At 69.3% G+C, this 24,379-nt stretch carries 24 protein-coding genes; 13 read left to right on the top strand and 11 right to left on the bottom strand.

The window, feature by feature from the left end; genetic code table 11:
• Positions 1–167 precede the first annotated feature (167 nt).
• From EII34_RS10245 to EII34_RS10225, 5 genes are read right to left on the bottom strand one after another with little or no spacing between them, the layout of a single operon-like run.
• Positions 168–1,064, bottom strand: a complete 897-nt coding sequence (locus EII34_RS10245) for a siderophore-interacting protein (protein WP_124845063.1) — start codon at positions 1,062–1,064, stop codon at positions 168–170.
• Positions 1,061–1,876, bottom strand: coding sequence for an ABC transporter ATP-binding protein (locus EII34_RS10240; RefSeq protein ID WP_124845062.1), 816 nt, complete (start codon positions 1,874–1,876; stop codon positions 1,061–1,063). Before EII34_RS10240 ends, EII34_RS10245 begins: the two co-directional genes overlap by 4 nt.
• A gap of 9 nt (positions 1,877–1,885) precedes the next feature.
• On the bottom strand, positions 1,886–2,920 hold the full coding sequence (locus EII34_RS10235) for a FecCD family ABC transporter permease (RefSeq protein ID WP_124845061.1): 1,035 nt from the start codon (positions 2,918–2,920) through the stop codon (positions 1,886–1,888).
• Positions 2,917–3,954, bottom strand: a complete 1,038-nt coding sequence (locus EII34_RS10230) for a FecCD family ABC transporter permease (RefSeq protein ID WP_260425120.1) — start codon at positions 3,952–3,954, stop codon at positions 2,917–2,919. The genes EII34_RS10235 and EII34_RS10230 overlap by 4 nt, the downstream gene beginning before the upstream one ends.
• Positions 3,951–5,006: an iron-siderophore ABC transporter substrate-binding protein gene (locus EII34_RS10225; protein ID WP_221620270.1), complete on the bottom strand. Its 1,056-nt coding sequence runs from the start codon at positions 5,004–5,006 to the stop codon at positions 3,951–3,953. Before EII34_RS10225 ends, EII34_RS10230 begins: the two co-directional genes overlap by 4 nt.
• Before the next feature lie 254 nt (positions 5,007–5,260).
• On the opposite strand from EII34_RS10225, the gene EII34_RS10220 reads away from it, so the two are divergent.
• On the top strand, positions 5,261–6,454 hold the full coding sequence (locus EII34_RS10220; protein WP_185711288.1) for a glycosyltransferase: 1,194 nt from the start codon (positions 5,261–5,263) through the stop codon (positions 6,452–6,454).
• Complete coding sequence (locus EII34_RS10215) at positions 6,451–7,194, top strand: PIG-L family deacetylase (protein WP_185711287.1); 744 nt, start codon at positions 6,451–6,453, stop codon at positions 7,192–7,194. The genes EII34_RS10220 and EII34_RS10215 overlap by 4 nt, the downstream gene beginning before the upstream one ends.
• Positions 7,195–7,288: 94 nt before the next feature.
• Here the strand turns inward: EII34_RS10215 and EII34_RS10210 are convergent, their stop codons facing one another.
• A complete protein-coding gene (locus EII34_RS10210) occupies positions 7,289–8,467 on the bottom strand; it encodes an MFS transporter (protein ID WP_124845058.1) in 1,179 nt (392 codons plus the stop codon).
• Between the two features lie 357 nt (positions 8,468–8,824).
• Here EII34_RS10210 and EII34_RS10205 point away from each other — a divergent pair, with 357 nt between their 5' ends.
• The 4 genes from EII34_RS10205 (at position 8,825) to EII34_RS10190 (ending at position 13,158) form a co-directional block, all read left to right on the top strand.
• Complete coding sequence (locus tag EII34_RS10205; RefSeq protein ID WP_124845057.1) at positions 8,825–10,096, top strand: thymidine phosphorylase; 1,272 nt, start codon at positions 8,825–8,827, stop codon at positions 10,094–10,096.
• A 316-nt stretch (positions 10,097–10,412) separates the two neighbouring features.
• Positions 10,413–10,658, top strand: coding sequence for a FeoA family protein (locus EII34_RS10200; RefSeq protein WP_124845056.1), 246 nt, complete (start codon positions 10,413–10,415; stop codon positions 10,656–10,658).
• 59 nt (positions 10,659–10,717) lie between these two features.
• Complete coding sequence (feoB, locus tag EII34_RS10195) at positions 10,718–12,595, top strand: ferrous iron transporter B (RefSeq protein WP_221620274.1); 1,878 nt, start codon at positions 10,718–10,720, stop codon at positions 12,593–12,595.
• Entirely contained in the window at positions 12,592–13,158 is a 567-nt protein-coding gene (locus tag EII34_RS10190; protein WP_124845054.1) for a NifU family protein, read from the top strand. The genes feoB and EII34_RS10190 overlap by 4 nt, the downstream gene beginning before the upstream one ends.
• Before the next feature lie 372 nt (positions 13,159–13,530).
• Here the strand turns inward: EII34_RS10190 and EII34_RS10185 are convergent, their stop codons facing one another.
• Positions 13,531–14,520 (bottom strand): Gfo/Idh/MocA family protein, encoded by a 990-nt coding sequence (locus tag EII34_RS10185; RefSeq protein WP_124845053.1) that lies wholly within the window; start codon positions 14,518–14,520, stop codon positions 13,531–13,533.
• Between the two features lie 249 nt (positions 14,521–14,769).
• Here EII34_RS10185 and EII34_RS10180 point away from each other — a divergent pair, with 249 nt between their 5' ends.
• The 5 genes from EII34_RS10180 to EII34_RS10160 all read left to right on the top strand — a co-directional run bounded on the left by EII34_RS10180 (position 14,770) and on the right by EII34_RS10160 (position 21,731).
• Positions 14,770–16,605 carry a sensor histidine kinase gene (locus tag EII34_RS10180; RefSeq protein WP_124845052.1) on the top strand — a complete coding sequence of 612 codons (1,836 nt, stop codon included), beginning with the start codon at positions 14,770–14,772 and terminating at the stop codon, positions 16,603–16,605.
• A complete protein-coding gene (locus EII34_RS10175; protein WP_124845051.1) occupies positions 16,602–17,264 on the top strand; it encodes a response regulator transcription factor in 663 nt (220 codons plus the stop codon). Before EII34_RS10180 ends, EII34_RS10175 begins: the two co-directional genes overlap by 4 nt.
• Positions 17,265–17,378: 114 nt before the next feature.
• A complete protein-coding gene (locus EII34_RS10170; protein WP_124845050.1) occupies positions 17,379–18,653 on the top strand; it encodes an aspartate kinase in 1,275 nt (424 codons plus the stop codon).
• Between the two features lie 22 nt (positions 18,654–18,675).
• Positions 18,676–20,553 (top strand): ABC transporter ATP-binding protein, encoded by a 1,878-nt coding sequence (locus EII34_RS10165; RefSeq protein WP_260425119.1) that lies wholly within the window; start codon positions 18,676–18,678, stop codon positions 20,551–20,553.
• A gap of 200 nt (positions 20,554–20,753) precedes the next feature.
• Entirely contained in the window at positions 20,754–21,731 is a 978-nt protein-coding gene (locus EII34_RS10160; RefSeq protein ID WP_124845049.1) for an Abi family protein, read from the top strand.
• 41 nt (positions 21,732–21,772) lie between these two features.
• Here EII34_RS10160 and EII34_RS10155 read toward each other — a convergent pair whose 3' ends face one another.
• Genes EII34_RS10155 through EII34_RS10140 form a run of 4 tightly spaced genes read right to left on the bottom strand, consistent with a single transcriptional unit; the run spans position 21,773 to position 23,589 of the window.
• Positions 21,773–22,018 (bottom strand): ribbon-helix-helix protein, CopG family, encoded by a 246-nt coding sequence (locus tag EII34_RS10155; protein ID WP_124845048.1) that lies wholly within the window; start codon positions 22,016–22,018, stop codon positions 21,773–21,775.
• 43 nt (positions 22,019–22,061) lie between these two features.
• Positions 22,062–22,361, bottom strand: coding sequence for an antibiotic biosynthesis monooxygenase family protein (locus tag EII34_RS10150; RefSeq protein ID WP_124845047.1), 300 nt, complete (start codon positions 22,359–22,361; stop codon positions 22,062–22,064).
• A 2-nt stretch (positions 22,362–22,363) separates the two neighbouring features.
• Complete coding sequence (locus EII34_RS10145) at positions 22,364–23,113, bottom strand: DNA alkylation repair protein (protein ID WP_124845046.1); 750 nt, start codon at positions 23,111–23,113, stop codon at positions 22,364–22,366.
• Complete coding sequence (locus tag EII34_RS10140) at positions 23,110–23,589, bottom strand: MarR family winged helix-turn-helix transcriptional regulator (RefSeq protein WP_124845045.1); 480 nt, start codon at positions 23,587–23,589, stop codon at positions 23,110–23,112. Before EII34_RS10140 ends, EII34_RS10145 begins: the two co-directional genes overlap by 4 nt.
• Positions 23,590–23,762: 173 nt before the next feature.
• Between EII34_RS10140 and EII34_RS10135 the strand changes: the two genes are divergently transcribed.
• On the top strand, positions 23,763–23,990 hold the full coding sequence (locus EII34_RS10135; RefSeq protein ID WP_124845044.1) for a ribbon-helix-helix domain-containing protein: 228 nt from the start codon (positions 23,763–23,765) through the stop codon (positions 23,988–23,990).
• Positions 23,987–24,373: a PIN domain-containing protein gene (locus EII34_RS10130; RefSeq protein ID WP_124845043.1), complete on the top strand. Its 387-nt coding sequence runs from the start codon at positions 23,987–23,989 to the stop codon at positions 24,371–24,373. Before EII34_RS10135 ends, EII34_RS10130 begins: the two co-directional genes overlap by 4 nt.
• Positions 24,374–24,379: the final 6 nt, after the last annotated feature.

The following is a 24,379-nucleotide window of genomic DNA, read 5'->3' as shown; positions in this document are numbered from 1 at the left end:
AGAAAACCCGTTCACCGCCGTCGACATGCGACGCGCAGTCGTCCTTCACCTGTGATTCGTGCTCGATGATGTGCGCTGGATGGAGCGTTGATTCCCCGGGCACGTTGCAGTGGAGACCGGTCGACTCACCGATGAGGGCAGCTGACGGCGGGCGCGACCGGCGGCGGTCAGCCCTGTGCCCGGCCGCGCTTCCAGTAGCCCATGAACGCGATCCGGCAACGCTCGATGCCGTGGTCGCGGACCAGGGTGCGGCGCAGCCCCGCGACCACCCCCGCCTCGCCCGCGATCCACCAGTACGTGCCCGACGACGCCACCGCACCGGGCAGCTCCTCACCGAGCCCCGAATAGGTGGGTGTCTCCCAGATCTCCTCCGGGTCCTCACCCGCGACGACCCCGCCCACACCACCATCCCCCGGGGCCAGGGACAGCACCCGCGGGGCCAGCAGCGCACCGTGATCGGCCCCCTCACGTGGCAGCCACGTCACCTCGAACCCCGACGGCGCGTCGATGGGGACCCGATCGGCCGCCGTCGGCACCTCGATGAGCGCCACCCCGCAGGCGTCGCGCGGCAGGTCCTCCAGGATGCGCGCCATCGCCGGGGCCGCCGTCTCGTCACCGGCCAGCACCAGCCGCTCCGCGCCACCCGGGGCGAACTCCACCCCGACCCGCTCGCCCCCACCCGACGGCCCGACCAGCGTCACCTGGTCCCCGACAGCGGCCGAGGCAGCCCAGGCCGACGCCGGACCAGTGGCACCGTGTGCCAGGTGCAGCACGAAATCGACGACCACGGTGGCACACTGTGCTGTCTGCGCCAGGGACCGGATGGAATAGGTGCGCATCGCACCCCGCTCGGCCTCCGGCAACGCCGACCAGACCTCGTACCAGTCAGGGCCGTCATGGCGGAACACCCCGGCGGTCCCGGGCACCAGAACCTTGATCCGTTGATCCCACACCGGCCCCGAGCCACCGAACCCGGGCGGTGTGGCAAAGGTGATCCGCACGAAACCGGGGGACAGCCGCTCGACCTGCGTCACCGTCGCGACCACCGGGACGAATCGGCTCACGCCACCTCACCCATCGTGACGTGGTGCCGACCGATCGGCATCACCAGCGGGGCACCCGAGACCGGATCCGGCATCACCACCGACTCGATCCCGAACACCTCACGCACGGTCTCCACCGTCACGACCTCCGACGGCTCACCGGAGGCCACGACCTGCCCACCCAGCATCGCGACCAGATGGTCTGAGTACCGCGCCGCCAACCCCAGGTCGTGCAGCACCATCACGACGGTGGTGCCCTTGCGCTGGTTGAGGTCCGTCACCAGGTCCAGGATCTCCAACTGGTTCGCGACGTCGAGATAGGTGGTGGGCTCGTCCAGCAGCAGGATGTCGGTCTCCTGCGCCAACGCCATCGCGATCCACACCCGCTGCCGCTGCCCACCCGACAACTCGTCGACGGGCCGCTCCGCCAGCTCGGTGACGTGCGTCGCGGCCAGGGCCTCGGCCACCACCTCGTAGTCGCGGGGACTCCACCGGCCGAGCATCCCCTGGTGCGGATGCCTGCCCCGCCCCACCAGGTCCGCGACGACGATCCCCTCCGGTGCCGTCGGCGACTGCGGCAGCAGCCCCAGCACCTTCGCCACCTCCTTCGTCGGCTGCGTGTGCAGGGCCTTGCCGTCGAGGATCACCTGTCCCGCACGCGGCGGCAGCAGCCGCGCCATCGCCCGCAGCAGCGTCGACTTCCCACAGCCGTTCGCACCGACGATCGAGGTGATCCTCCCCGGTGCCACGTCGAGATCGAGGTGTTCGACGACGAGCCGGTCGCCGTAGCCCAGGGCCAGGCCGGCGGCGGACAGGGAACGTTGCGTGGTCATGGCAGCCTCTCAGGAACGGTGTGCACTGTTGGCACGCACGAGCAGGTGGACGAGGAACGGGGCGCCGAGCGCACCGGTGATGACACCGACGGGGTAACGGGTCCCCAGCAGGTACTGACCCACCAGGTCGGACAGCAGCACGATCACCGCCCCCACCAGGGAGGCGGGGACGACCTGCGACGGTGCGGACGGGCTGAGCCGGATCGCGATGGGACCCGCCATGAACGCGACGAACGCGACCGGCCCGCAGGAGGCCGTCGCGACGGCGACCAGCATCACCGCCCCGATGATCGTCCACAGCCTGACCGAACGCACCCGCACCCCGAGCCCTGAGGCCGTGTCGTCGCCGAAACGCATCGCCGCCAGCCGCGACGACGACAGCCACATCACCGGCAGCACGACGCCACAGATGACGGCCAGGGGCAGCACCTGCGCCCACGTCGCACCGCGCAGGGAGCCCGTCAGCCAGCGGGTGGCGGTGGCGAGGTCCCACTGGTTGGCCTTCGACAGCACCCAGCTGACCACGGAGCCGAGCATCGCGGAGATCCCGATCCCGATGAGGATCAGCCGGGTCCCGGCGAAACCACCCCTGAAGCTGAGGGCGTAGATCGTCAGGGCGGTGCCGAGGGCAGCGACGAGTGAGAACCCGGAGACCAGGGTCTGGGACCAGCCGAGCAGCACGATCCCGAACACCCCGGCGGCACTGGCCCCGGCGGAGATCCCGATGATGTCGGGGGAGGCCAGCTGGTTGCGCAGCAGGGTCTGGAACGTCGCCCCGGCGGCCCCGTAGGCCAGACCGGCCAGCAGCCCGAGGGTGGCGCGTGGCAACCGCAGCTGCCCGACGGTGAAGCTGGCCCCCGGCACGGTCTCGCCACGGATCACCCGCCACACCTGATCCGGGGTGTAGAAGATGTCGCCGATCATCAGGGAGGCCACCCACAGTGCGGCCACCAAGCAGCCCAGGATCACCACCACCCTCAGGTGGGAGCGGTTCCGGCGACGGCGTGAGGCGCGGAGATCGGTGGGGGTGAGGGTTGCGGTCACAGCTCACGCACCTTCTGGCGTCGCACGATGAGGATGAAGAACGGGGCACCGATGAGCGGGGTGATGATCCCCACCTCGACCGCCTCGGGCCGGACCACGACCCGACCGAGGGTGTCGGCGGCGACCAGCAGGCACGCCCCGACCAGGGCCGAGAAGGGCAGCAGCCACCGGTGGTCGGGGCCGACCAGCAACCGCACGATGTGCGGGACGACCAGGCCGACGAAACCGATCGGCCCGCAGGCCGCCGTCGCGATGCCGCACAGGATCACCGCGCCCAGGGAGGCGACGAGGCGGGTGCGCATCACGTTCTCACCCAGCCCGGTCGCGACGTCGTCGCCCAGCGCCAGGGAGTTCAGCCCACGCGCGGTGGCGAAGCAGATGAGCAGGCCGAGCAGCAGGAACGGGGTCACCAGCGCCAACCGGTCCCAGGTGCCACCGCCCAGGCCACCGATCTGCCAGAACCGGAACGAGTCCATCACCTGGAGTCTCGGCAGCATCACCGCGCTGACCAGGGAGGAGGCAGCGGCGGAGGTCGCGGCACCGGCCAGGGCCAGCTTCAGCGGGGTCGCCCCGCCGCGCCCCAGCGACCCGACGGCGTAGACGAACAGGGCGGCGGTCGCGGAGCCGACGACGGCGACGAGCAGCGTCGCGTGGGGGTGGTTGAGGTTGAACAACGCCATCCCGATGGCCACCGCCAGTGAGGCACCCGACAGCACGCCGAAGATGCCCGGATCGGCCAACGGGTTGCGGGTGACGGCCTGCATGGTGCCCCCCGCGACCGCCAGCGAGGCCCCGGCCAGCAGACCCAGCAGGGTGCGGGGGACACGGGTGGCGGCCGCCGCCTGATCGGTGGTCTCGACGAGACCGCGCAGCGCGTCGACGGCGTCGCTGAAGGCGATGATCCGCACCCCGGACATCACGGAGGTCACGACCAGCACGGCCATGACAGCGAGGGTGATGGCCAGCCATCCGACCCTGCGCCCCGTCGAGGCGTGAAGCACCTCACGCCTCGACGAGGTGGTGGCTGAGGTCACTTGACGCCTTCGGCCATCTTCGTGAAGTACTCATCCAGCATCGCCGGGATGGCCAGCGGCGACGGGTTGGCCGCCGCGCCGAGCGGGCCGTTGCCGAGGAAGACCAGCCGGTTCTCCGCGACGGCCTTGATCCGGCCGACCAGCGGGTCCGCCTGCATCGCGGCGACCAGCGGGGCGTTGTCCTCGGTGCCGTAGATGAGGAAGAAGTCGACGTCGTCGAACAGCTCCGGCTGCTCCGAGGACAGCTCCGCGAAGAAGGACTCCGACTTCGTGGTCTGCTCCTCCACGACGGCGGGCATCGCCAGCCCGGCCTCGACCAGGAAGGTGGCACGCGGGTCGTGACCGGTGTAGATGGTGATCTTGGACAGGTCGTCGGCGCTGAAGGCGGCCCAGGCGGCCTTCTTGCCCTTCAGCTCGGGATGCTTCTCGGCGACGTCCTTGACCTGGTCCGCGAGTTCGGTGATCAGGGTCTCGCCCTGCTCCTTCAGGCCGATGGCCTCGGAGTTGAGCTGGATCATCTCGTTCATGGTGGTGCCCCACGCGACCTTCGGGAAGGCGATGACCGGCGCGATCTTGCTCAGGGTGTCGTAGTCCTCCTGGGTGATGCCGGAGTAGGAGGCCAGGATCACGTCGGGACCGGTGTTCGCGACGGCCTCGAAGTCGATGGCATCGGTCTCGTCGAACAGGACGGGGGGCTCGCCACCCAGCTCGTCGAGCCTGGCCTTGACCCAGGGCATCATGCCGTCGCCGTCGTCATCACCCCAGGTGGCCTTGGACATGCCGACGGGGACGATGCCGAGCGCCAGCGGGACCTCGTGGTTGGCCCACGCGACGGTCGCGATGCGCTCCGGCTGCTTCTCGATGGTGGTCTCACCGAACGCGTGCCTGATGGTGATCGGGAAGGAGGCACTGCCGCTGGCCGCGGCGTTGGAGGAGTTCCCCGTCGCGGAGGCCGAGCCACTCGTGGTGGTGGGGGAGGTGTTGGAACAGGCGGTGACACCGGCCGTGGCGGCCATGGCGAGCAACGCGCCGAAGGTCCTTCTGGAAAGCACAGGGGCTCCGTTCTTGAGACAGGGCAGAGGGAACAGCAATGGTAAGGCAAACCTATGTGCTGTGGGAAGTGTGGACTCATTCCACGGGATCGCCGCTCCCCGGGGCACGAATCCCGGACGAGGACCCCGCGCGTCGGTGGGCGGCGGGCCAGCGTTCTTCACCCGGGATTCGTACCCGGACGATGAGGCAGACGCGACGGTGCGGGGGAGACGGTGGCTACCATCGATGCACGGACGGCAGGAAGGAGCCCGCCATGAGTCAGACTCCACTGCGGGTGGCGTTCGTCACCCTGCACACCTCCCCCCTGGAGCGCGCCGGGACCGCCGACGCCGGGGGCATGAACGTGCTCATCATGGCCCTGGCCCGGTCCCTGGGGGAGCTCGGGGTGCAGGTCGAGTTCATCACCCGGTACTCCGGGACGGACCAGCCCGCCCTCGAGGAAGTCGCGCCCGGGGTCACCCTCAGGCGCCTGCCGGCCGGCCCGCCTGCCCCCCTGCCGAAGAGCCGGATCGACCAGCACATCGACGAGTTCCGTGACGGTCTGGCCCGGCTCACCCCCTACGACATCGTCCACTCCCACCACTGGATGTCCGGGGTGGCGGCCCTGCCCGTCGCGAGGACGTGGGGGGTGCCCCACGTGATGACCTTCCACTCCGTCGCCGCGCACCCCAACTCACCCCTGCGCGACGGCGAACCCCCCGAATCGCCCGCCCGGGTCACCGGAGAGGTGGTGTGCGCGGAGGAGTCCGACCTGGTGCTGTGCGTCTCCCACCACGAGGCGGCGGTCGTCATCGGGCGCTGCAGCGCCGAGCCGGAACGGGTGCGGATCGTGCGTCCCGGCGTCGACGTGGACCTGTTCCACCCCGCGACCAGCACCTGGAGTCCCGACGGGGTGCGCCCCGGATATGTCGTGTTCGCGGCCCGGCTGCAGCCGCTCAAGGGACCGGACGTCGCGATCCGGGCACTCGCCGTCGTACCCCGTGACGAGCGCCCGGACCTGCTCATCGTCGGTCAGGGATCGGCGGACTTCAGCCACTACGAGCGTGAACTGCGGTGCTTGGTCGAGGAACTGCGGCTGGAGGACCGGGTGCACTTCATGCCGGGGCAGGACCGCGAGTCGCTGGCGCGCATCATCCGGCACGCATCGGTGATGCTGGTGCCGTCGCACTCGGAGACGTTCGGGCTGATCGCGCTCGAGGCCTCCGCCTCCGGGGTACCGGTGCTGGCGGCCGCTGCCGGTGGCCTCACCGAGGCGATCTGCAACACCCACACCGGGCTGCTCATCCCCACCCACGACCCGTGGGCGTGGGGTACGGCGCTGACCCGGCTGCTGGCCGACCCGGGACGTCGCGCCGAACTGGGGCGGGTCGGCAGGCAACGGGCCCTGGACATGACGTGGCGGGTCTCGGCCACCCGGACCCTGGAGCAGTATCGGAGGTTGCTGTGAGGATCGCATTCGTCCACGCCCACCCGGACGACGAGTCCCTGTGGTCGGGGGCACTGACCGTGCACCTGGTGGCCGCCGGGCACGAGGTGTGGTTGCTGACCGCCACCCGGGGGGAGCGCGGGGAGGTGGTGCCGGGGCCGTTGGCGGAGCTGGCCGGGACCCCGGAGCTGGAGCAGCGACGACGCCTCGAGCTGGCCGGGGCCGTCGCCAGCCTCGGGTTCGTCGGGCATGCGTTCCTGGGAGATGCCCCGGTGGGGTCGGGGCGTCGTTACCGCGACTCCGGGATGGAGTGGATCCACCCCGGACTGGCGGGGCCGGCCGCGGATGCGGAACCGGACTCGCTGTGCGAGAGCGATCTCGGGGAGGTCGTGGCGGACCTGGTGGCGTGGCTGCGGCACATCCAGGCGGAGCTGGTCATCAGCTACGACGACGACGGGGGCTACGGGCACCCCGACCACGTGCGGCTCCACCATGCCGGTCGTGAGGCGGCCGAGCAGCTGGGCATCGGTTTCGCCGCCGTCGTGCACGCCCCTGGTGAGGGTGTGGAGTGGTTCGAGCTGGAGCACCTGCTGCCCCGCGTCGAGGAGGCCCTGAGCCATCACGCCACCCAGCTGACGCTCGGCGGCGACGGCACGCTCACCCACTCCGGTGGGCAGCGGGAGGAGGTCGTCACCTCGGTGGGGTTGAAGCCGCAGGAGATGCTCGTCGCGCCCACCCGGGGGTCCGCGTCGGGAGGTTGATCCCCTCCCGCCGTCGCGAGCAGGAGCCGTAGGGAAGGAGCGTCGGGACGTCGCATGCCGACGGGCTGTGGGGGCGGCGGCAGGGGCGTGGGCGTCACCGGCTGACCGGCCGCAGCGACGGGCTGAGCAGCAGGATGACCGCTGCGAAGACCGGGATCGTCCACAGGGCCAGTCTCAGCTCCGTCGCCTCGGAGAGCATGCCGATCAGGGGCGGTCCGGTGAGGAAACCCAGCCGCATCATCGACGTGACCACCATGAGACCGTCCCCGTGGCCCATCCCGGGAAGTTCGTCGGCGGCGTGCATCGACGAGGGAATGATGGTGGCCATGCCCCACCCGATGCAGGCGAACCCGAGGATGGTGCTGGCAGGGGTCGGCCAGATCAGGGCGACCCCCATCCCGAGCCCCGCGAGGACCGCGCCCTGCACCGTCGCGGGGATGGCCCCGATCCTGGCCACCAGGGCGTCGCCGGTGAACCGTCCGACCAGCTGCATCCCCTGCAGGGCGACGAAGGCCATCCCGGTCAGGAACGGGATCACGTCGAACTGCCGCTCCAGGTAGATCGCCCCCCAGGTGCCGCCGGTGTCCTCCAGCAGCCCGGCGCTGGCGCCGAGCAGTCCCAGCGCGATGAGTCTGAGCCACAGCGCGGGACGGATGCGACGACGCTCCTGCCGCGAGGCCGCGTGCGCCTCGACGTCGTGGTCCAGTCCCGGCAGCAACAGCAGCTTCGTGCCGAGGGACATCGCCGCGAACACCACCGTCGCGATGAGGCACTGCACCCAGATGGGGATCCCGAGCTGCTTCGCGGACGAGCCGATCAGGCCACCGCACACCGCCCCCACCGACCACCAGCCGTGGAAGCCGTTGAGGATCGGCCTGGCGTAGAGCTTCTGCACCCTGAGGCCGTGCGCGTTCATCGCGATGTCGGTGAGCGAGTCGAGGGCCGCCATGAAGAAGATCGCCGTGGCGAACACCCACGCTGCCGGGGCGTTGCCGAGCAGCATCAGCATCGCGATCCCCACCACCTGGGCGGCGATGGCGACGTTGGCGGAGGAGAACCGGCGGATCAGCGACGCGGTGAACATCCCGGCCAGCAGCCCACTCAGCGGTCCGACGGCGACCACCACGCCCCACCACTGGTCGCTCAACCCCAGGGAGACCTTGATCTCCGGATAGCGCGGCAGGATCGACGACCACGCCACACCGTTCAGCCAGAACAACCCGACCACACCCCAGCGGGCGCGACGGGCCGCCGTCGGGATCTCATTCGTCACGGGATGATCCTAATCAAGGCGGACTGGTGCACCGGTGCCCCCTCCGTCCCGACGTGGCCCGACCCGCGGTGGGTCCCTGGGACCCCATGGATCCCAGCGGGTCCCAGCGGGTCCCCGCCAGACCTCCCGGGTTTGCCTGTCTTGAGGTGGAATTGCCTGTCCAAAATCGAATTGCCTGTCCAATAAGACAGGCAATTCGAAACAAGACAGGCAAACCGTGTCCAGGGCAGGCGAAGCGGGAACAAGGCAGGCAAACCTCCGGGAGGCAACGGGAGGCGACGGGAGGGAGGGGACGGGAGGGAACCGGAGGAAATCGGGACAGGGAAGGGGCGGGAGGGATGTGAAAGACTGCTGCGCATGGATGTCATCGAGGTGATCACGACCAAGCGCGACGGCGGACGGCTCAGCAACGACCAGATCGACTGGGTGATCCAGGCCTACACCGACGGCGTCGTCGCCGACGAGCAGATGTCGGCCCTGGCGATGGCGATCCTCCTCAACGGGATGGACCGCGACGAGATCGCCCGCTGGACCGCCGCGATGATCGCCTCCGGTGAGCGGATGGACTTCTCCTCGCTGCGTCACCCCACCGCCGACAAGCACTCCACCGGTGGGGTCGGCGACAAGATCACCCTGCCGCTGGCACCGCTCGTCGCGGTGTTCGACGTCGCGGTGCCACAGCTGTCCGGGCGCGGACTGGGGCACACCGGCGGCACCCTCGACAAGCTGGAGTCGATCCCCGGCTGGCGGGCCGCACTCAGCAACGAGGAGATGCTGGCCCAACTCGACGCCGTCGGCGCGGTGATCTGCGCCGCCGGGTCCGGGCTGGCCCCCGCCGACAAGAAGCTGTACGCGCTGCGTGACACCACCGGCACCGTCGAGGCGATCCCGCTCATCGCGTCGTCGATCATGAGCAAGAAGATCGCCGAGGGCACCGGGGCGCTGGTGCTCGACGTGAAGGTCGGCTCCGGCGCCTTCATGAAGACCCGCGAGCGCGCCGAGGAACTGGCCCGCACCATGGTGGACCTCGGGACCGGGGCCGGGGTGCACACCGTCGCCCTGCTCACCGACATGGACACCCCGCTGGGGCTGACCGCGGGCAACGCGCTGGAGGTCCGGGAGGCCGTGGAGGTGCTGGCCGGTGGTGGACCAGCGGATGTGGTGGAGCTGACCGTGACCCTGGCCCGCGAGATGCTGGCCGCCGCAGGGAAGCCCGACGTGGACCCGGCACCGGCACTGGCCGACGGGCGCGCCATGGATGTGTGGCGACGCATGATCGCCGCCCAGGGAGGCGACCCGGATGCGCCGCTGCCGGTCGCGGAGCACCAGCACGTGGTGGTGGCCGAGCGTGACGGTCACGTCGCCCGGCTCGACGCGATGGCCGTCGGGGTGGCCGCGTGGCGGCTGGGGGCCGGTCGCGCCCGCAAGGAGGACGCGGTCCAGGCCGTCGCCGGCGTGGAGATGCACGCCAGGCCCGGGGACCACGTCACCACGGGGGCTCCCCTGTTCACCCTCCACACCGCCACCCCGGAGCGTCTCGAACGCGGGATCGCGGCGCTCGAGGGCGCCGTGGAGTACTCCGACACCCCGGTCACCCCTGGCCCGGTCGTGCTGGGTCGCATCTCCTGACCGCAACCCGCTGGTCGAGCAGGCCCGGAGTGTGCGGAGGAGCCGTGTCGAGACCTCTGGCACCCGGTGCCGGGACTCGGGTGCCTGGGGGTCTGACCCCACACCCCTGCGCACGGTCACGGGCCTCGAGGCGGGTTCTCGCGCCGACGCCTCGGGACCCCGGCTCGACCAGTGGGGAAGGTTCCGGTGTGGGCCCGTGGCAGCGGACCGCACCCCGCCGGTGCCTGCGCAACCGGCACGCGGGGACCACGACGACCCGTAGGACTTAGGGGACCCCACCCCGGGAGGCAAGGCCAGCCGGTGCTAACTTTCTGGCATGAGCCAGACAACCGAACCTCACGGCACCCTGGCCGAGTTGGAGACGGGAAGCAGCGCCACCATCGTCGGCTTCATCGGTGACGATGTCGTCAGTCGTCGCCTCTTCGACCTCGGCTTCGCACCGGGACTGACCTGCGAGCTGGAACGTCGAGCCCCCCTCGGCGACCCCCTCATGTTCAAGGTCGGCGGCACGGAGATCGTGCTGCGCCGCACCGAGGCCTCACGGATCCAGGTGACACGATGACCTGCCACGACGACTCCACCACCACCGTCCTCGACGCGACGCTGCGTCGGTTCGTGCTCATCGGCAGCCCCAACAGCGGCAAGACCACCCTGTTCAACGCCCTCACCGGGCTGCGCGCCAAGACCGGCAACTACCCGGGCGTGACCGTCGCCCGCTTCGAGGGTCGCCACAGGCTGGGTGACGTCGACGTCATGATCGAGGACCTGCCCGGCACCTACTCGTTGGACGCGATCAGCCCCGACGAGGAGGTCGTGGCACAGACCCTGGCCGACGGCACCGCGGTCGACCAGCCCATCGCCGGACACGTCGTCCTCATCGACGCCACCCAGCTCCGCCGAGGACTCGGGCTGCTGGCCCAGGTGCAGCAGATCGCCCGCCCCACCCTCGTGGTGCTCACCTTCACCGACGAACTGGCCCGACGCGGTGGCTCCATCGACGTCGACGCCCTGTCCCGCGCCGTCGGGGTGAGGGTGGTCCCCGTCTCCGGAGGTGAACGACGAGGCGTCGAGGTGCTCTCCCGGGCACTGGGTGAGGTGGACGCCTGGCCGGCGCCCATCGTCGCGCCCCCCACCGACCCCGAGGGGATCAGCGCCTGGACCACGTCGGTGCTGGAGGCCGCGAAGCACCGCGCCCCCGGCACCGACGAGCGGACCCGGCGGATCGACGGCATCCTGCTGCACCCCGTGTGGGGAACCCTCATCTTCTTCGCGACGATGTTCGTGTTCTTCCAGATGATCTTCACCATCGCCGCCCCCATCCAGGACGCCTTCGAGAGCGCGATGCTGTGGCTGGGTGAACAGGCCAGGGGGCTCATCGGCATCGACTGGTTGGCCTCCCTGGTGGCCGACGGCATCTTCGCCGGCGTCGGCGGGGTGGTGGTGTTCCTGCCCCAGATCACGCTGCTGTTCCTCATGATCTCCCTGCTGGAGGGCTCCGGCTATCTCGCCCGGGCCGCCTTCCTCATGGACCGGGTGATGGGCATGGCTGGCCTCGAGGGACGCGCCTTCGTCGCACTCCTGTCGTCGATGGCCTGCGCGATCCCCGGCATCATGGCCACCCGCACCCTGCCGTCGGCGAAGGACCGCATCGCCACCATGATGGGGGCCCCGCTCATGACCTGCTCCGCGCGGCTGCCGGTCTACGTGCTGCTCATCGGGATGCTCGTGCCCGAGGACCTCAAATGGGGACCGTTCGGCGCGCAGGGGGCCATCATGTTCGGGCTCTACCTGCTGGGGGCGGTCTCCGCGATGCTCGCGGCCTGGGTGTTCAAGCGCATCGTCGGCCGGGGCGGCCAGCAGCTGCCGTTCTACATGGAGATGCCCTCCTACCGGCTGCCGAGCCTGCGCACCGTGCTGCTGGCGGTGTGGGATGCGTGCAAGGCGTTCCTGAGGAAGGTCGGTGGCATCATCATGGTCACCACCATCGTGCTGTGGGCACTGCTCAGCTTCCCGATGCACTCCGAGGAGTCCATGGCCGCGGCCGGGGTGGACGTCGGCGACGAGGCTGCCGTCACCGCCCACACCCTCGACAACTCCTACGGCGCCGCCGTCGGCCGGTTCGTCGGTCCGGTCTTCGAACCGCTCGGTTTCGACTGGCGGGTCAACGTCGGTGTGCTGTCGTCGCTGGCGGCCCGGGAGGTCGTGGTCTCGACGATGGGTCAGCTGGCCGCTGCCGAGGACCCGGAGGACCCGGGGGCCGCGCTGGAGGAGTTCACCCACTCCGAGGGGCCGCACGCCGGGGAGCCGGTGTTCACCCCCGGTACCATCGCTGCGCTGCTGGTCTTCTTCGTCTACGCGCTGCAGTGCGCCTCGACGCTCGGGATCATGCGACGCGAGACGGGGACGTGGCGGTGGTCGGTGATCGCCTTCGCCTACATGGGGGTGCTGGCCTGGGGCATGGCCTTCATCGCGAAGCTCGTCGTCGGAGGCCTGTCATGACCGCGCCGCGGCCCATCCACGCGCAGCTGGTCCCCGGGGAGCCGTTGGCGGCCCGATGGGTGGTCAGGACCGGGGACCTGGCCGTCGGGGAGGTCCGTCGGGCGCCGGGCACGCTCGGACCGCTGCTGGAGTACGGGGTGATCTCCCGGATGCTCCTCGAGGCCGACGGGGTGTGGACCTGGCTCGCGCCGGACCAGACGTGGCTGGAGCACGGACCCCGCATCCGGGATGCGATCACCGCGGCCCTCGACCTGGACGGCTGGGAGATCGAGCCCGGCTCGGCCGATCTGCTGGGTCTCATCGCCCGCGACGTCGTCGAGGGGGAGCTGGCCGGCTACATCGCCAGTCACGGCGGGAGGATCCGGGTCGTCGACCACGACGCGGAGTCGGTGGTGCTGGACTTCGGGGGAGCCTGCGACGGCTGCCCCGCCTCCGGGCAGACCCTCCACCAGCGGATCGAGACCACCATCCGGGCCCGTTACCCGCGGCTGCGGTCGGTCTCCCGGACCGGCGGCGAGTCGCACGGCTTGCCGCTGCTGCCCACCCCCGGGAGGTCGTGCTGAGTTCGACCCTGATCGGGCCCGATCGCCCAGCCGGGTGACGCGGTTCGCCTGCCTTGGACACGGTGTGCCTGTCTTGTTTCGAATTGCCTGTCTTATTGGACAGGCAATTCGATTTTGGGCAGGCAATTCCACCCCAGGACAGGCGAAACGGGGAAGGCGGGACGGTGCTCGTAGGCAGGCCCCTTCGCCCGGGTCGGGCGCGAATCGCAGGTGAAGAACGCCAGGACGTCGGCGGCCTGCCGTCACCTGCCGACGTCCTTGGCGCGCCTCGCACGCGACTCCTGCTCCGGGGCACCAGCCCCACGACCGGGACAGGACGCATGTCCGCCTGCCGCCGTGGGGTCGCGGGGCGAATCTGAGGGCCTGCCGGGCTCAGCTCTCCGGCGCGGCCTCCTGCCGAGGCCGACCGAGCTGGGCCAGGCATTCGTCCAGCACCTTCATCACCTCGACGGTGTCCGCCAGCGGCATCACCTGGGACTGCTGGTGGCCGGCCCGCAGGCAGTCGCCCACCTCCATGATCTCGTGGGCGTAGCCCCGACCGACGGCCTTCGCCTCGATGATGCGGGGCAGCACACCGGAGCGGTGGACCGAGATGGTGGTCGGGTGATGGAACCGCGGGTGGATCTCCACCCAGCCCTTGGTGCCGTGCACCGTCAACCGCCCGGCCCCATGGACGTCGAAACCGCAGCTGAGCGACGCCGTCGCACCACTGGCGTAACCGATGGTGATCGCCGCCGCCGACTCCACCCCGTTCGGGGCGAACCGGCCGACGCACATCACCTGCCGTGACTCACCGAGGAAGGCCTGCGCCGCCGAGACCACGTACACCCCGAGGTCGAGGAGTGCGCCACCGCCCAGGTCCGGATCCCAGAGCCGATCCGTGGGGTCGTAGGGTCGATGGGCGCACAGGTCACCGCTGACCCCCAACACCTCGCCGATCCGGCCCCAGGCCACCACCTCGCGGGCCGCCGCGAAGGCCGGCAGGAAACGTGTCCACATCGCCTCCATCGCGAACACCCCCGCCGTCTGGGCCGCCCGGACGACCTCCCGGGTCCCGGCCAGCGACGCCGTGAAGGCCTTCTCCACCAGGATCGCCTTGCCCGCCGCGATGGCCGCCAGGGCGACGCCGTGGTGCTGTGGATGGGTGTTGGCGATGTAGACCACGTCCACATCCGATTCCAGCAGGCTCCGGTAGTCCCCGAACGCCTGCGGCACCCGGTGGCGTCGTGCGAACTCCTCGGCCCGCCCGAGGTCTCGAGCCGCGACGGCGCTCAGCTCGGCTCCCGGGACGAAGGCGAAGTCTCCGGCAAAGGTCCCCGCCATTCGACCGGCCCCAACGATTCCCCAGCGAATGGTCTCCATGAACCAAGGTTACCGGTCCGGTCGTGGTCAGGCCTGGAAACCGTGATTGCCGTGGCCAGTCGTGATCTGTTCCCAGCACGGCTGGTCACGACCCGCAGGTGAAGGACGTCCGCCCGCATCCTCCCGACGGCCCGGTGCCCTCCCGCTGCGATCCGTGCCCCGGATGGCGAGGTGTACGGGGACCATGGATCGACGTCAGGGGCAGGGGGATCGACGTCGTGTTGGTCCGGCATGCAAGAATGCGGGGCGATGCAACGCGAGATCTCGGGCAGGGCGACCAGGCGGCTCATGAGCCTCGGGGTGGCGAGCGCCGTGGCCGCACTGGCCGGGGCCGCCGCCCTGGTCTTCGTGGTCGCACGCGGCTGGCAGGACGTCGTCATGGGTCTCGTGCTGCTGCTCAGCGGGCTGGTCACCGTGCTCCTGGCCGACCTGGCCATGAGGGCCCAGATCAGCGACACCACCGATGCCGCCGCCGACGGGGTGCGTCGTCAGCTGGAGGAACAGCGCACCGAGCTGCTGGCCCAGACCCGACGTGAGAACATCCGTCGGGTCCACGACACCCTGCTCCACCTGTTCCAGCAGATCGCGAGCGGCCGCGGAAAACTGACCCGCGACGAGGTCAAACGCCTCACCGAGGAGTCCCGCGCCGGGATCATCGGGGCCGAACCGGACCCCGACTCCTCCCCACTGGTGGCGAGCCTGGAGGAGGCCCTGTCCCGGGTCGGCTGCCCCGTCGAACTCAAGGTCAACGACCGCGGTGCCCTCCCCGGCCGGGTCACCCGCGTCATGTCGGAGGCCACCCGCGAGGCCGCCCGCAACGTCGCCCGACACGTCCCGAACGGCACCGCCCACGTGCAGGCCACCTCCTCCTCCGACGGCTGCATCATCACCATCTCCGACTGGGGTCCCGGGTTCGACACGGATGAGGTGCCTCGCGCCCGGATGGGGATCCGCGACGGCATCCACGGCCGGATGCTGGAGATCGGCGGCCAGGCCGACATCCGCTCCGACGTCAGTGGCACCGAGGTCACGCTCACCTGGAAACCCCTTCCCCACGCCACACGGATCGGCCCGGCGGGACGTCGCTTCCTGGCGCTCACCCCCTTCCCCGCCATCGTCGCCTCGGTCATCATGCTGGTGCTCACCCCACCCGCCTCGACCCTGTTCGTCGCCGGACCGATGCTGCTGGCCACCGCCGGACTGCTGCTGCTGATCCGGCTCATCCTGCAGCGACGGGGCCTGCGCGCCCGGGAGGCCATCGTCGCGGTCTGCTGGGGAATGCTGGTGCTGGTGATCAACCACGGCCTGGCCTCCCTGGCCCCCGACGGTGCGCAACTCTGGGTGGCCCCCATGGCAGGTGCCCTCATGCTGGTGGCGCTGCCCGGCCGCAACGGCAGACTCGTCACGCTCCTGATGTCCGGGATGGTGCTGGTGGCCACCATCGGATCGCTCGGGTGGCTCGGCGGCTATCGGCCCCCGCTCGGGCTGGGCGCACTGATCCCCACCCTGGTGTGGGCACTGATCACACTCGGGGTGGTGCTCGTGATGTCGGTGCTCAGCCAACGGGCCCACCAGGCCGCCGAGCAGCGCGCCGAACTGTTGATGTCCGAGGAACTCCGCGTGGCCCGCATCACCGAACAGCAGCTGTGGCTGCGGGAGCTGGAACGCATCTGTGGCCCCCTGTTCACCGAGCTGCACACCGGGAAGGCGGACCCCGCCGACCCCGCCGTCCGTGTCGAGGCACGCCACGCCGAGTCCCGACTCCGGGATGCGCTGCGCATGTGGCCGGACGGCATGCGCCTCGCCGCCGCGCTCGACGTGCTGCGTCGCGCCGGGTGGGGGTGCATGCTGGACATCGAACAGATCGAGGAAACCGAAGCCATCCGATTGGCCGACATCCTGCGTGGGCTGGGTGACCCCGAGACCGGGCAACGCCTCACGATCACGCGCCGAAAGGGCACCTTGATGGTCACCATCGCCGAACCGGGACTCACCATCGGCCAGCAGAGCTTGCTCACTGGTGCAAGAATCTTGGTGACCGATCCAGATTTCACCCAGCTTGTCTGCGAGGAGGAAAGACGTTGAGCATTCGTGTGGCTGTTCTCGATGACCACGAGTTCATCTGCCGAGCAGTGACAGCCCTCGGCAACGACCATCCTGAGTTGGAGGTGCAGTTCTCCAGCACCAACCCCGAGGAGTTCGAGGAGTGGTGTCTGGCCAACCGGCCCGACGTCGCGATGGTGGACCTGATGCTCCACGGTGAGCTCGCCGGTCACCGCACCATCGCGAAGCTCAGTGCCGAGGGGATCTCCTGCCTGGCGTTCACCGCGGACCACCGTCGCGTCCCCATCAGCCTCGCCATGCAGGCGGGGGCGCGTGGCCTGGCCCTCAAGGACGAGTCGCCGGACAAGCACTTCGAGACCCTCGTCGAGATCCACGAGACCGGATGGTCGCCGTCGTCGGCGATGGCGGCCGCCCTCATCGAGGAGGCCGGTGACCTGCCGGCGCTGTCCGCGCACGAGCTGCGCTGCCTGCGCCTGGCCTCCGAAGGGGTGCCGATCAAGGCCATCGGCCGCCAGTTCGACCCCGCGATCTCGCTGAGCACCGTCAAGACGTACCTGGCCCGCGCCTACGAGAAGTACAACGCGGTGGGACGTCCCGTCGGCAACACGACGGCGGCCGCGACCCAGACCTGGGAGGACGGCTGGTTCGACCTGAGTGGTGAGTCCAAGTCGAAGTCCTGACCGGGGTGCCACTCAGCCGTCGTCGTTCATCTGGTGGCGAGGGCTGAGCACCTCGGGGCATCTCGGGTAGCCTTCTCCTGGTTCCAGCCGGTGCCAGGAGGTAGGAGGAACGCCTTGGGACGGATCGTTCAGAAGTTCGGTGGCTCATCCGTCGCGGATGCCGAGTCCATCAAGCGTGTCGCGCGCCGGATCGCCCGCACCCGTGCGGAGGGCAACGAGGTCATCATCGTCATCTCCGCGATGGGGGACACCACCGACGAGCTGATGGACCTGGCGCTCAAGGTCAGTCCACGCCCGAAGTCGCGGGAGCTGGACATGCTGCTCACCACCGGGGAGCGTCAGTCGGCGGCGCTGCTGGCCATGGCGCTGTCCGATCTCGGGGTGGATGCCGTGTCCTACACCGGGTCGCAGGCGGGCGTGCTCACCACCCCCACCCACGGCAACGCCCGGATCATCAAGATCACCCCAGGGCGCGTCGAGGAGGCCGTGAACCAGGGCAACGTCGCCATCGTCGCCGGGTTCCAGGGGGTGGCGCAGTCCACGAAGGACGTCACGACGCTGGGTCGGGGCGCCTCCGACACCACCGCCGTCGCCCTGGCCGCGGCGCTGGGTGCCGACCACTGTGAGATCTACACCGATGTCGACGGTGTCTACACCGCTGATCCCCGGATCGTGTCCAGCGCCCGTCGCATCGAGGTCATCGGGTACGAGGAGATGATGGAGCTGGCCGCGTCCGGGGCCAAGATCCTCCATCTCAGATGCGTGGAGTACGCGCGGCGGGAGAACGTGAAGGTCCACGTCCGGTCGTCGTTCAGCGACAGGCCGGGAACCTGGGTGGTGCCCCAGGAGGAGATCGAGAAGGGAACAGGCATGGAAGAGGCCATCATCACCGGTGTTGCGCACGACCGCAGCGAGGCGAAGATCACCATCATCGGGGTGCCCGACCAGGTGGGTGAGGCCGCCGCGATCTTCAAGGCCATCTCGGATGCGGAGATCAACATCGACATGATCGTGCAGAACGTCTCGCGCCTGTCGGATGTGAAGACCGACATCTCCTTCACGCTGCCGATGAGCGACGGCAAGAAGGCGTTGGAGGCCCTCGACGCGGTGCGCGAGACCGTCGGGTTCGACGAGGTGCTCTACGACGACCAGGTCGGCAAGGTCTCCATCGTCGGGGTGGGGATGCGGTCCCATCCTGGTGTCACCGCCACTTTCTTCCAGGCCCTGGCTGCGGAGAACGTGAACCTGCAGATGATCTCCACCTCCGAGATCCGCATCTCCGTGGTCGTCGGGGCCGACGAGGTGGACCGGGCGGTGCGCGGGGCGCACGCCGCCTTCGGGCTGGACGCCGACGAGCAGGCCGTGGTCTACGCGGGGACCGGTCGCTGACGACGGTGAGGCGGGGGGCGTCGTGAGGCCGGATCAGCCCGCGGGCAGTCTCGGGCGACCGGAGCGGTTGGGCATCGGCCCGTTCGCCCGGGACCGTGCCGTGCTGCGGCACCGGGTGGATCGTCGGACGGTGCGTCGTGTGCTGGCCGAGGGGCGGCCGTTCGCGCGGTTGATCGCGCTGCTGGTGGTCGCCGTGCTGGGTGGCAGTGCCGCGACCGTCGTGCCGCTTCTGTTGTTCCAGCGGATCATCGATGACGGTGTGCTGGCCGGGGATGTCGGGGTCATCGTGAGGCTGGCGCTCGTCGTCGCGGGGATCGCCGTGGTCGCGGCGGTGCTGGCGGTGACGGAGCGCTGGTGTTCCGTGCTGATCGGTGAGGGGATGATCCACCGGCTGCGGACCCGGCTGTTCGCCCATGTCAGTTCGATGCCGCTGGCGTTCTTCACCCGCACCAACTCGGGACGGCTCGTCTCGCGGCTGTCCAGTGACGTCGCCGGTGCCCAGCAGGCGTTCACCTCGGCGTTGACCTCGACGTTGACCAATGTCGTCACGCTGAGCCTGGTGATCGCCTCGATGCTGTGGCTGTCGTGGCAGCTGACCCTGGCGGCGTTGGTGCTGCTGCCGGTCTTCATGGTCCCGGCGAAGCTGATCTCCATCAGGATGGCGTATCTGGGCAGGCAGCGGATGGAGCACAACGCGTCGTTGACCGAGACCATGACGGAGCGGTTCAGCGTCTCGGGTGCCCTGCTGGTGAAGCTGTTCGGGGATCCGGGGCGGGAACGGGACCGGTTCGACGCGCAGGCCGCCGCCGTCGCCGCGGACGGGGTGCGGATGGCGCTGGTGGTCAGGGTGTTCCTGGCCGCGCTGGCGCTGGTCGGGTCGGTGGCGACGGCGCTGTTCTACGGTTTCGGCGGTGTGGCGGTGCTCGAGGGTCGGTTGAGCCTGGGAACGCTGACGGCCCTGGTGGCGCTGCTGGCCCGGCTGTACGGGCCGTTGATGGCACTGACCAATGTGCGGATCGACCTGATGACGGCGCTGGTCAGTTTCGAGCGGGTCTATGAGGTGCTCGACCTCGAACCGGGCATCGTCGACGCCGCCGACGCGGTGGCGGTGCCGCATCCCGTGGGGGTGGAGCTGGAGGACGTGTGGTTCACCTACCCGGCGGCCGAGGAGGTCTCACTGGCCTCACTGACCCCGGAGGCGGGATCGGAGGAGGTGGCCGGTCAGCCGGTGCTGCGTGGGGTGGGGTTCCGGGCGGAGCCGGGGCGGACCATCGCGCTGGTGGGGCCGTCGGGGGCGGGCAAGACGACGATCACGCATCTGGTCGCCCGGCTCTACGACGTCGATTCCGGCGCGGTGCGGGTCGGGGGCGTGGATGTGCGGCGGCTGCGGCAGGCGAGCCTGCGGGACGCCGTCGGCTACGTCACCCAGGATGCGCACCTGTTCCACGACACGGTGCGGGGCAACCTGCTGTTCGCCCGTCCCGAGGCTGATGAGGAGCAGTTGTGGGAGGCGCTCGAGGCGGCGCAGGTCGCGGACGTGGTGCGGCGGCTCCCGGACGGGCTGGACACCGTCGTCGGGGAGCGTGGGTACCGGTTGAGTGGGGGTGAGCGGCAGCGGGTCGCGATCGCGAGGCTGCTGCTGAAGTCACCGCCGGTGATCGTGCTGGACGAGGCGACGGCGCACCTGGACGCCACCTCGGAGCACGCGGTGCAGCAGGCCCTGGACGCGGCGCGGGCGGGTCGCACGGCCATCGTGGTGGCCCATCGTCTGTCGACGGTGCGTCAGGCGGACCAGATCCTGGTGCTGGATCAGGGTCGTATCGTCGAGCGGGGCACCCACGACGAGCTGCTCGCGGCCGGAGGTGCCTACGCGACGCTGTACGGTCGCCAGTTCAGCTGAGTTCGGCCCTCGGCGAGGCTTGGGTGGTCGCGAAGTGTCGGAAAACCGACGGTTCGCGATCACCTTGTGTGGCTGGTCGCCAAACGGACCGTCCCTGTCCCCCTTGCGCCCGCGTCTGCCTTCTGCTACGATTTGTGCCATCATGATCGGCCCGCTCGCCACAAGGCTCGGGCCGATTTTCTTTTTCTGAGGAGGATCTTGTGGAGTACACCAAGCCGTGGCTCTCATACGACCAACAAGTGGACTTGCTTGTCCAGCGCGGTGTGGAGGTTTCGGATCGTGAGGTTGCGAAACGGGTCCTCCAGAATGTTGGTTACTACAGGCTGAGTGGTTACCTGTTTCCCTTCCGCGAGGATCCCCTGGGGGAGACAGGCCATGAAGAGGGGCGGTCTCCCGAGCGCTATCGTGAAGGAACGAATATGGTGCAGGTCGTGGCGCTCTTGGACTTTGATCGACGTCTTCGCCTCCTGGTTCTTGAGGCTGTGGAGCGCATTGAAGTTGCCCTGCGTGCCAAGGTGGGCTATTTTCTCGGAGGGCGGGATCCTTTTGTGTACGAGGACCCTTCGATTTTCACGGAAGCCTTTTTGAAGCCTGAGTACAAGGAAGGCAGGGGAGTTGTTACAAGTCAGCATTATGACTGGCTTGGAAAAGTGGGGCTATGTCGGGAGAGATCCAAGGAGGATTTCATTGGTCACTTCCGTGACAAGTATGAGAATCGGATTCCGATCTGGGTTCTCACTGAAGTCCTTGAGCTAGGTCATCTTTCGAGTCTCTGTAAGGGGTTGCGTAATGATCTTGCGACTCAGATATCAGTTTCACTGGGGGCTCCAACCAAAAAGTTTCTGATCAGTTGGATCGCCTGCATGAATCATGTTCGGAACATTGCGGCGCATCATGCCCGCCTCTTCAATCGAGGGCTTGTCACGGCTCCGAAGCGCCCATCTCCGGATGAGATTCCGTTGCTTGCCCATCTGAGGTCTGATCAAGCTCCGAAGAAATTTGGCTCCTACAGTGCATTGGCTGTCATGGCCTACTTGCTCCGGGAAGTAGATTCTGAGGGTGACTGGGCAAAACGAGTCGTGAAACATCTGAGTCAGTTCCCCTCTGGCAACGGTCTCGAGGTGCGTTCGATGGGGATCGCCGACGGGTGGTTGGAAGAGCGGCTCTGGCAGGGCTAGTGGTATCGGGGTATGTGTAATCGGGGCACCCCTGATGAATTTCATGCCGCGAACTCGGCCAGAGCCTGTCGAAGTGCCTCTGAGCGACTCATGTGGTTGCGTGCTGCGATGGCGTCGAGTGCTGCGATCTCGTCCATGCTGAGTCGTACGGCAACGACCTGCATGGGTTCGGCACCGCGGCCCGGTCGGCCCCGGCCACGGCGTTTCAACTCGGCGACATCGTAACCAGCCTCAGCCTCGGCGACCCAGGCCTGGATCTGTTCCTCGCTGATCTCGGTCTCACTCACGCAAATATCGTAAACGAAATTCCGTGAATGGGCCAGAGGGCTGTCACGTGGCAGGGACACCGCAGCGGATGCGCATCGTCTCCGGTTCGGCGACCAGGGCCATGACCTTGCCGAACACCGCGGTTCCCGCGACCTTGCCCATGGACTCCTGTGCCTGGAGGAGAGTGTCCCAGCGGTAGTCCAGGATCCATTGGTCCTCGGTTTCTGCCTCGCGGTAGAGGGTGCGGCTCTGGAACCCGCCGATGAGTTCCAACTCCCGGTCGAGTTCGCTCAGGGCCTGCTCCAGGGCCTCGGCGGTGGTCTCGGGGAGGGTGCGGAACTCGACGATCTCGATGATGGCCATGCTCATCCTTTCCTTTCTTCGGGGGGCCGCTGCACGGAACGCAGCGCCCGTTTCGTGATGCGGCTGGTGGCGGGGGTGGGGCTCTCCTCCTGCCAGCGACGGCACAGCTCGACGGCCCAGTCGGGGCGGGTTCTCGCGGCGTCGTTGATCCAGTTCGCGACCGAGTCCTGGACGTAGCGCGACGGGTCGGACCGCAGCGGCTCCAGCAGGGGCTCGCCCCGGTGCGGTTCCTGCTTCAGCTCCTCGACGTGCCGCGCCCACACCCCGCGCGGGCGCAGCGCCTCGCTCGCGAAGCGTCGGATGCGCTCGGAGGCGTGTGCCGTCCAGGGGACGAGGAGGGCGATGCCTGCGTCGAGGTCCCGGACCAGCGACGGGCGGGCCGCCATCCAGGCCCATTCCCGGACCGCGAAGTGCTCGTCGTCGGCGAACGGCTGCAGCTGACTGAGCATCGCCTCGGGGTCGTCCTCGTGGCGATGGGCGATGGCGAAGCACACCCAGCCCCGGACGGTGTCGGACGGGTGGCGCGTGAGGGGGGTGTCGTCGATCCGAGTGAGGAGTTCCCCCATCGCCCACATGCGACGCAGGATGCCCAGCCGTCCGGCATCGGCGGCGGCTGCGAGGAGCTCCGGGGTCGGATCGGGGACGACGGTCCGCAGCAGGGCGGGCTGGTCGACGGCCAGGGCCTCGGCCAGGGTGCGGGAGGCGGAGCGGCCACTGTTCAGGGCCTCGAGGCGCGCCGGATCGATGCTCATGGATGCTCCGTGACATTGGCCTGAAGGGTGGCCAGTACCTGCTCGATCACCTCGAGTGCCTCCGGGCCGATCCCGTCGGCCAGGCGCACCAGCCAGTCGGCGTAGATCGGGGTGAGGCTCGCCACCAGCCGCTCGCCCTCCGAGGTCGGAACGAGCACGCGGGCCCGACGATCCGTCTCGTGGGCACGGCGTTCGATGAGGCCTGCACGCTCGAGTCCATCCAGCAGTCCGGTCACCGTCGCGGTGGTCACATCCAGCCGGTCCGCCAGCGTTCTGGGGCTGAGTCCTGGCTCGTCGACGACGGCGAGCAGGGTCGCGAGTCGCCCCTCCGACAGCTGATGTTCAGCCAGCAACTGGGCGCAGGCTGCGTCGATGCGCCGGGTCGTGGTGTGCAGGGCGAGCACCAATCGGGCGGCGGGGTCGTCGCCGATCTGATCCAGCAGGAGTCGCTGTTTGATACCCACCAGGTCACTCATGAGGTGCCATGTTACTAGGCGGCTAGTGATCTGCGGCGGGGCGTACACCAACTGGCGGGTTGCGTGCGTGAGATGCCGATGTCAGCGCTGCCATAAAAGCAAAACGGCGATTCGTGCTCGGGCGGGGGAGCGGGGGCGAGGCGGGGGAGTGGGGCGGTCGGTATGATTTCGGTATGACTCGAAAGATCGCGGTGAGCCTGCCCGATGAGCAGGTGGAGATGATCCAGCGCGCCGTGCAGCAGGGGCGGGCCGCGTCGGTGTCCGGGTTCATCAGCCAGGCCGTGGCGCGCGCGGATCGCGAGGACAGCCTGCGGCTGCTGCTGGAGGAACTCGATCGCGACCTCGGGGCGGTGAGTGCGGAGGACCTGGCCTGGGCTGACCGGGAACTGGGGTTGGCGTGAGCCTCGTCGCCGGCCTCGTCCTCGACACCGGCGCCCTCCTTGCCCTGGAGCGAGGGGATGCCAAGATCCGGGCGCTGCTCAGGCGGGCCGTCGAGAGCAGAGTGCCCTTGGCGGTGCCTGCCGGGGTCGTCGCCCAGGCCTGGCGCGGCGGTCCACGCCAGGCCCGGGTGGCGGCGCTGCTGGGCGATCCCGTCGTGAAGGTGGTGTCGCTCGACGGGGTGTCCGCCCGGGCGGTCGGGGTGCTGTGCGGGCGAACGGGGCATGCCGACGTCGTCGACGTGCACGTGGCCCTCCACGCGCGGGAACACGGCCATGCCGTCGTCACCTCGGATCCCGTCGACCTCAGCGCCGTCGATCCCGGCCTGCACCTCATCGTCGTGTGACCCGCG

Source organism: Arachnia propionica (assembly GCF_003859805.1).
GTDB lineage: Bacteria > Actinomycetota > Actinomycetes > Propionibacteriales > Propionibacteriaceae > Arachnia > Arachnia propionica_C.
The sequence above is the reverse complement of the archived record's forward strand: the minus strand, read 5'-3'. Positions and strand labels throughout refer to the sequence as shown.

What these genes read in the sequence shown, in the direction of transcription:
- EII34_RS10240 (WP_124845062.1), bottom strand. Translation starts at nt 1,876, where the DNA reads ATGACCACGCAACGTTCCCTGTCCGCCGCCGGCCTGGCCCTGGGCTAC.
- EII34_RS10220 (WP_185711288.1), top strand. Translation starts at nt 5,261, where the DNA reads ATGAGTCAGACTCCACTGCGGGTGGCGTTCGTCACCCTGCACACCTCC.
- EII34_RS10205 (WP_124845057.1), top strand. Translation starts at nt 8,825, where the DNA reads ATGGATGTCATCGAGGTGATCACGACCAAGCGCGACGGCGGACGGCTC.
- EII34_RS10200 (WP_124845056.1), top strand. Translation starts at nt 10,413, where the DNA reads ATGAGCCAGACAACCGAACCTCACGGCACCCTGGCCGAGTTGGAGACG.
- EII34_RS10190 (WP_124845054.1), top strand. Translation starts at nt 12,592, where the DNA reads ATGACCGCGCCGCGGCCCATCCACGCGCAGCTGGTCCCCGGGGAGCCG.
- EII34_RS10185 (WP_124845053.1), bottom strand. Translation starts at nt 14,520, where the DNA reads ATGGAGACCATTCGCTGGGGAATCGTTGGGGCCGGTCGAATGGCGGGG.
- EII34_RS10180 (WP_124845052.1), top strand. Translation starts at nt 14,770, where the DNA reads ATGCAACGCGAGATCTCGGGCAGGGCGACCAGGCGGCTCATGAGCCTC.
- EII34_RS10150 (WP_124845047.1), bottom strand. Translation starts at nt 22,361, where the DNA reads ATGGCCATCATCGAGATCGTCGAGTTCCGCACCCTCCCCGAGACCACC.
- EII34_RS10145 (WP_124845046.1), bottom strand. Translation starts at nt 23,113, where the DNA reads ATGAGCATCGATCCGGCGCGCCTCGAGGCCCTGAACAGTGGCCGCTCC.
- EII34_RS10140 (WP_124845045.1), bottom strand. Translation starts at nt 23,589, where the DNA reads ATGAGTGACCTGGTGGGTATCAAACAGCGACTCCTGCTGGATCAGATC.
- EII34_RS10135 (WP_124845044.1), top strand. Translation starts at nt 23,763, where the DNA reads ATGACTCGAAAGATCGCGGTGAGCCTGCCCGATGAGCAGGTGGAGATG.